Annotated in this window: 5 protein-coding genes and 1 pseudogene; 1 reads left to right on the top strand and 5 read right to left on the bottom strand. The window is 74.8% G+C overall.

What is annotated here, in order from left to right; genetic code table 11:
- Window positions 1-413: 413 nt before the first annotated feature.
- Window positions 414-1,163 (bottom strand): precorrin-4 C(11)-methyltransferase, encoded by a 750-nt coding sequence (gene cobM, locus AB0903_RS34080; protein WP_366708675.1) that lies wholly within the window; start codon window positions 1,161-1,163, stop codon window positions 414-416.
- Entirely contained in the window at window positions 1,160-2,398 is a 1,239-nt protein-coding gene (cbiE, locus tag AB0903_RS34075) for a precorrin-6y C5,15-methyltransferase (decarboxylating) subunit CbiE (RefSeq protein WP_366708673.1), read from the bottom strand. Before cbiE ends, cobM begins: the two co-directional genes overlap by 4 nt.
- Window positions 2,399-2,607: 209 nt before the next feature.
- Here cbiE and AB0903_RS34070 point away from each other — a divergent pair, with 209 nt between their 5' ends.
- Window positions 2,608-2,907 carry a DUF2277 domain-containing protein gene (locus AB0903_RS34070; RefSeq protein ID WP_366708671.1) on the top strand — a complete coding sequence of 100 codons (300 nt, stop codon included), beginning with the start codon at window positions 2,608-2,610 and terminating at the stop codon, window positions 2,905-2,907.
- Here AB0903_RS34070 and AB0903_RS34065 read toward each other — a convergent pair.
- The 3 genes and pseudogenes from AB0903_RS34065 to AB0903_RS34055 form a co-directional block, all read right to left on the bottom strand.
- Window positions 2,867-3,526: a VTT domain-containing protein gene (locus AB0903_RS34065; RefSeq protein WP_366708669.1), complete on the bottom strand. Its 660-nt coding sequence runs from the start codon at window positions 3,524-3,526 to the stop codon at window positions 2,867-2,869. The two genes, AB0903_RS34070 and AB0903_RS34065, sit on opposite strands and share 41 nt — an antisense overlap.
- Before the next feature lie 231 nt (window positions 3,527-3,757).
- Complete coding sequence (locus AB0903_RS34060) at window positions 3,758-4,222, bottom strand: DoxX family protein (protein WP_366708667.1); 465 nt, start codon at window positions 4,220-4,222, stop codon at window positions 3,758-3,760.
- A 366-nt stretch (window positions 4,223-4,588) separates the two neighbouring features.
- A pseudogene (locus AB0903_RS34055) lies at window positions 4,589-5,701 on the bottom strand (alkaline phosphatase family protein); the annotation flags it as partial.

Raw genomic sequence — 5,701 nt, 5'->3', positions numbered from 1 at the left:
CACCGCGCTGCGCGCGAGTTGCGACGCTTTACTTCCGGACACCCCCCTCCGGAGACCCCGCCCCCCGCCACCCACCACCAGCGCAGCCACGCCCCGCACAGGCGCAGCGCACCCGCAGACCGGGCCAGGCCCGCCCCGCCCCCCGCCACCGACACAGCCACCACTCCTGGCCCGGGCCCACAAGCCCACCGGCACCAGCGCAGCGACGCCCCGCACAGGCGCAGCGCACCCGCAGACCCGGCCAGGCCCGCCCCGCCCCCGGCACAGCCCCGCGGTCACGCCCCACAGGGGCGCCACGCATCCACCTACCGGACCCACCCCGCGCAGTCACCGCCCCGCACGGGCGCCACGCACCCGCCTACCGCACCCACCCACCACGGCAGCCACGCCCCGCAGGGGCGCAGCGCACCCGTTCAGCAGGCGTGGCGGTCGCGCTCCGGTGAGTACAGGTGGCTGTCGCGGAAGCCCGTTGCGGCCAGGACGCGGCCCACCAGGATGACCGCCGTGCGCGTCACGCCCGCGGACTTCACCTGGGCCGCGATGTCCTCCAGCGTGCCGCGAAGCACGAGTTCGTCGGGGCGGCTGGCCATCGCGACCACCGCGGTCGGGCAGTCGGCGCCGTAGTGGGGGAGGAGTTCGGACACGATCCGGTCGATGTAGCGCGCGCCGAGGTGGAGGACGAGGAGTGCGCCGCTGCGTCCGAGGGTGGCCAGGTCCTCGCCGTCCGGCATGGGCGTGGCCTGCTGGGCGATGCGGGTGAGGATCACCGTCTGGCCCACGGTCGGGACCGTGAGCTCCCGCTTCAGCGCCGCGGCCGCCGCCGCGAACGCCGGGACGCCCGGCACGATCTCGTACGGCACGCCCGCCGCGTCCAGGCGCCGCATCTGCTCGGCGACGGCGCTGAAGACCGACGGGTCGCCCGAGTGCAGCCGGGCCACGTCGTGGCCCTCCTCGTGGGCGCGGACGGCCTCGGCGGTGATGGCGTCCAGATCGAGTCGGGCGGTGTCGATCAGCCGGGCGTCCGGCGGGCACTCGGCGAGGAGTTCGCGGGGGACGAGGGAGCCCGCGTAGAGGCAGACACCGCACGAAGCGAGCGTGCGCGCGCCGCGGACGGTGATCAGGTCGGCGGCGCCGGGGCCCGCACCGATGAAGTACACGGTCATGTCGGATCTCCTGCTTTGGTGACGGACCATTGGGTGACGGGCATGGCCTGGCGCCAGCCGGTGAAGCCGCCGACGGGCACGGCGTGCGCGACGGCGAGGCGGACGAGTTCGCCGCCGTGGCGTGCGTGGTACCGGGCGAGCAGCGCCTCCGATTCGAGGGTGACCGTGTTGGCGACGAGGCGGCCGCCGGCCGGCAGTGCGTCCCAGCAGGAGTCCAGCAGCCCGGGGACGGTGAGCCCGCCGCCGATGAACACCGCGTCGGGCGCGGGCAGTCCGGCGAGCGCGTCCGGCGCCGCGCCGGTGACGACGCCCAGCGCGGGGACGCCGAGGGTGTCGGCGTTGCGGGCGATGCGCGCGGCCCGCGCCGGGTCGCGTTCGACGGTGACGGCCCGGCAGGACGGGTCCGTTCGCATCCACTCGATCGCGATGGAACCGGAGCCGCCGCCGACGTCCCACAGCAGTTCGCCGGGCGCGGGGCCGAGGGCGGCGAGTGTCGCCGCGCGGATGTGGCGTTTGGTGAGCTGCCCGTCGTGCTCGTACGCCTCGTCGGGCAGACCGGGTACGGCGGGCAGCCGCAACGCGCCTTCGTCCGGGCGGCATTCGAGCGCGATGACGTTCAACGGGTCGCCGGGCGGCGCGGTCCAGTCGGCGGCGTGGCCGCCCACGAGGCGTTCGGCGGGCGCGCCGAGTTGTTCGAGGACCCGCATCCGGGTCGCGCCGAAACCGCGGTCCCGCAGCAGCGCCGCCACTTCGGCGGGCGTGTCCGCGCCGGCGCTGAGCACCAGCAGCCGGCGGCCGTCGTGCAGCGCGGCGGCCAACTGCGCGACGGGACGGCCGACGGCGGTGACGACGGCGGTGTCCTCGACGGGCCAGCCGAGCCGGGCGCAGGCGTACGAGACGGAGGAGGGGTGCGGGAGGACGTGCAGCGCGTGCGGGCCGAGTTCTTCGGCGAGCGCGCGGCCGATGCCGTAGAACATCGGGTCGCCGCTGGCCAGTACGGCGAGCCTGCGGCCCTTGTGCGCGGCGAGCAGCCCGGCGACGGCGGGCCGCAGCGGGCTCGGCCAGGTCACGCGCTCCGCGGCGCAGTGGGCGGGCAGCAGCTCCAGCTGCCGTGGCCCGCCGATGACGGTTTCCGCGTTCCGCAGCGCGTCCTGTGCGCCGGCCGACAGTCCGGGCCAGCCGTCCGCGCCGATTCCGACGACGGTTACTGCTGGTGAGCGTGGTGCGGGGGTCACTGAGCGGTACCTCGTCGACGGAACGGCAGGGGGACGGAGCCGCACTCTACTGGCCGCCCGGACAGACCCTTCCGGGTACCCGGGGTACTCGGGGTTACCGGCGGTGCCGTCCGGTGCCGGACCGCACCGTCCGGTGCACGAGGGGGCCGCTGCCGGTGGTGGCCCGGCGGCCCGGCGCGTTTGTCAGTGGCGCGCGGCACACTGGAGGCATGTGCCGCAGCATCAAGACCCTCCGTCCACCCGTCCTTCCCGAAGAGGCCACGGAGGAGGACGTCCGGGCCGCCGCCCTGCAGTATGTGCGCAAGGTCTCGGGCTTCCGCGCCCCCGCGGCGCACAACCGCGAGGTCTTCGAGCAGGCAGTCGAGGAGATCGCGGAGGCGACCCGCAGACTCCTCGACGGACTCGAGGTACACGGTTCCGGTGGCCGCTCCGGGCAGGCCGCCCACGCCGGTGAGGCGCCGCGGGCCGCTAGACGGTCGGTGCGGGAGCCGGAGCCGGACGCCGCATGACATAGGCGGCGAGGGACCCCGCACCGAACAGCGCGAGTACGGAGACGGCCGCGCCGATCCAGCTCGCGCCGAGCCACTGGCCGCCGAACCAGCCGAGCCCGACGGCGTATCCGGCCCAGGCGATGCCGGCCAGGGCAGACCACGGAAGGAAGTCCTTCACCTTGCGGTGGGCGGCGCCCGCGCCCAGCGAGACGACGGAACGGCCGGCGGGCGCGAACCGCGCGATGACGACCAGCGCACCCCCGCCGCGGCTGAGGGCGGTGCCGAGACGTTCCTGCGCCCGGGTCAGCCGACGCGAGCGGGCGATGGCCCGGTCGAGCCGGTCCCCGCCCCGCCAGGCGAGCCGGTAGGCGACCAGATCGCCGAGTACGGAGGCGGTGGCCGCGCACAGCACCAGGACGAGCAGCGAGGGGACCTCGCGCGGCACTTGGCCTGCCGCACCCGCGACCGCGGCGGTGCCTGCCGCGCCGGCGGTCGAGCCTGCGGCGGCCGCCGTGGCGGCGGTGATCACCAGGACTCCGCTGGGGAGTACGGGCAGGAAGACGTCGAGAAGCACGGACAACGCCACGACGGCGTAGATCCATGGGCTGCCGGTCAGCGACCCCATACTCTCGAGCACCTGGACTCTCCCCGTTACGTCGCAAGGCCACGGCTCTCGCGGGAGAGCGGCTGGTCGGCCGGACAGCTGTACAGCGTACGCCCGGGCACCGGGGGAGATCGACAGGGGGCGTTTCCCGGCCTTTCACGGGGTCGAAACCGCCCGTACGGACGGATTGCCACGTTGGCAGGGCTGAAGCCCGGACCCCCGTCGAGGAGGCGGGGGTCCGGGCGTTCAGGCCGTGCTCACGGATCAGGCGGCGGCCGCCCGCTCCTTCGGATCCTCGGCCGGGCGGTCGGCACCGCGCGGCGCCGACCACCGGTCCAGGGCCAGTGCTCCGGGTCCGGTGAAGACCAGCAGCAGGAACGCCCAGCAGAACATCGCCGACGCCTCGCCGCCGTTCTGCAGCGGGAACAGCGCCTCCGGCTGGTGCGCCGTGAAGTACGCGTACGCCATCGAACCCGAGGCGAGGAAGGCCGCGCTGCGGGTGCCTGTGCCGAGCATCACCAGGCCGCCGGCGACCAGCTGGATCACCGCGGCGTACCAGCCGGGCCAGGTGCCGGCCGCAATGGTCCCGCCGCCGGCGGCGCCGCCGAGGACGCCGAACAGTGAGGCGGCTCCGCGGCAGAGGAACAGCAGACCGACGACGGCCCGGAACAGTCCGAGCGCATACGGCTGGGCCTCGTTGAGACGGGTGGGAAGGGTGGGGGTGGCCACGTCGTGGCTCCTTCGGCTTCGGGGATACGGACCGATGAGGGGGGCCACAGGTTAGGCAGACCTAATCGTTACTTGCAAGTTCAACATTTTTTGTTCGGCTGATTCCGGCCGCGGGTTCGCCCTTTCGCCATCCGGTCCTCCCGTGCCGGTGGACCGTGCCGGGCGTCGGCGCGCCCGTGGCGTGGATGACCTGGTCGTCCGCAGTTCTGCGACACGGCGCACGGAATGCCGGACGCCCGGGCGAGGGGGACTCCTCGGCCGGGCGCATACGGGTTGGCGGGAACACGGCGCTCGGTTGGCTGGGGGTGGCCGGTTCCTGGGGCGTGGGGGCGTGGGGGCGTGGGGGCCGTCAGGGGCCCGGGAGGTTCAGGAACCTTGCCCCTGCCGGCCGGTGTTCGACGGGCCGGCCGCCGGCGGGCCGCTCTTCGGCATGCCGTCCGTCAGCCGGCGTTCGAAGAGCGTCGTCAGCCGGCCGCTGCCGGCGCCCCTCCGCTCGGCGCGCGCCTGCTCCAGCCGCAGCGACGCCGAACGCCCGCGCAGCGTCAGCGTCATCAACTGGTTGCCGAACCACGGTCCGCCGGTGCGGCGCCAGCGGACGAGCGGCAGGCCCGTGCGCCCGTGCCGGGCGAAGGCGAGGCCCAGCCACCGCCCCATCCCGCTCCAGCCGAACCGGAAGCCGAGCCGCACCGGGCGCGGGATGGAGTTGTGCACCGGCGAGCACGTCAGCTGGAGCACGTGCGCGTCGGGCCGGGCCACGGCACCGGCGCGATCCGCTCCGTCGGGTCCGTCCGGCCACTCCGGCTCCGCCACGTACGCGTGATGGACGTCGCCGGACAGCACGCACACCGTTGCCGGCGCGTCAGGGCCGCTGCCCGCCCGCGCGATCAGCTGCGCCAGCCTGTCGAACGAGGCGGGGAACGCCGACCAGTGCTCCAGATCCGCGAGGCGGCGCAGCCGCTCGCCGAAGCGCGCCCACCGGGGCCCCCGCTCGCCGCGGCACAGCGCCGCGTTCCAGCTTTCCGCGTGGTGGACGAGGGGCGGCAGCAGCCAGGGCAGCGAGGTGCCGAGGAGGAGGTGGTCGAAGGAGCCCGGCGCGTCCAGCATCTGTTCGCGCAGCCACCGGGCCTCGCCCGGGTCGAGCATCGACCGGCTCTGCTCGTCCAGTACCCGGGCGGCCCGGGTGTCCACCATCAGCAGCCTCGTGCGGCCGAAGTCGCGGCGGTAGCTCCAGCGTACGGAGGCCGCGTCGCGGTCCGCCTGCTCCGCGAAGTCCCGCAGCGCGGCCGTCCCGTCGGGCGCCGACCGCACCGCCTCGTACAGCGGGTCGGCGGCGAGCTCGGCCGGCGAGAGGTTGCCCAGGTGCTGGTAGACCCAGTACGACATCAGCGCGCTGACGATCCGTTCCTGCCACCACGGCGTCGCCCGCATGTCGGCGAGCCACGCGGTGCTGGTGTTCCAGTCGTCGATGACGTCGTGGTC

The organism is Streptomyces sp. NPDC048389, assembly GCF_040706335.1.
GTDB lineage: Bacteria > Actinomycetota > Actinomycetes > Streptomycetales > Streptomycetaceae > Streptomyces.
The sequence above is the reverse complement of the archived record's forward strand: the minus strand, read 5'-3'. Positions and strand labels throughout refer to the sequence as shown.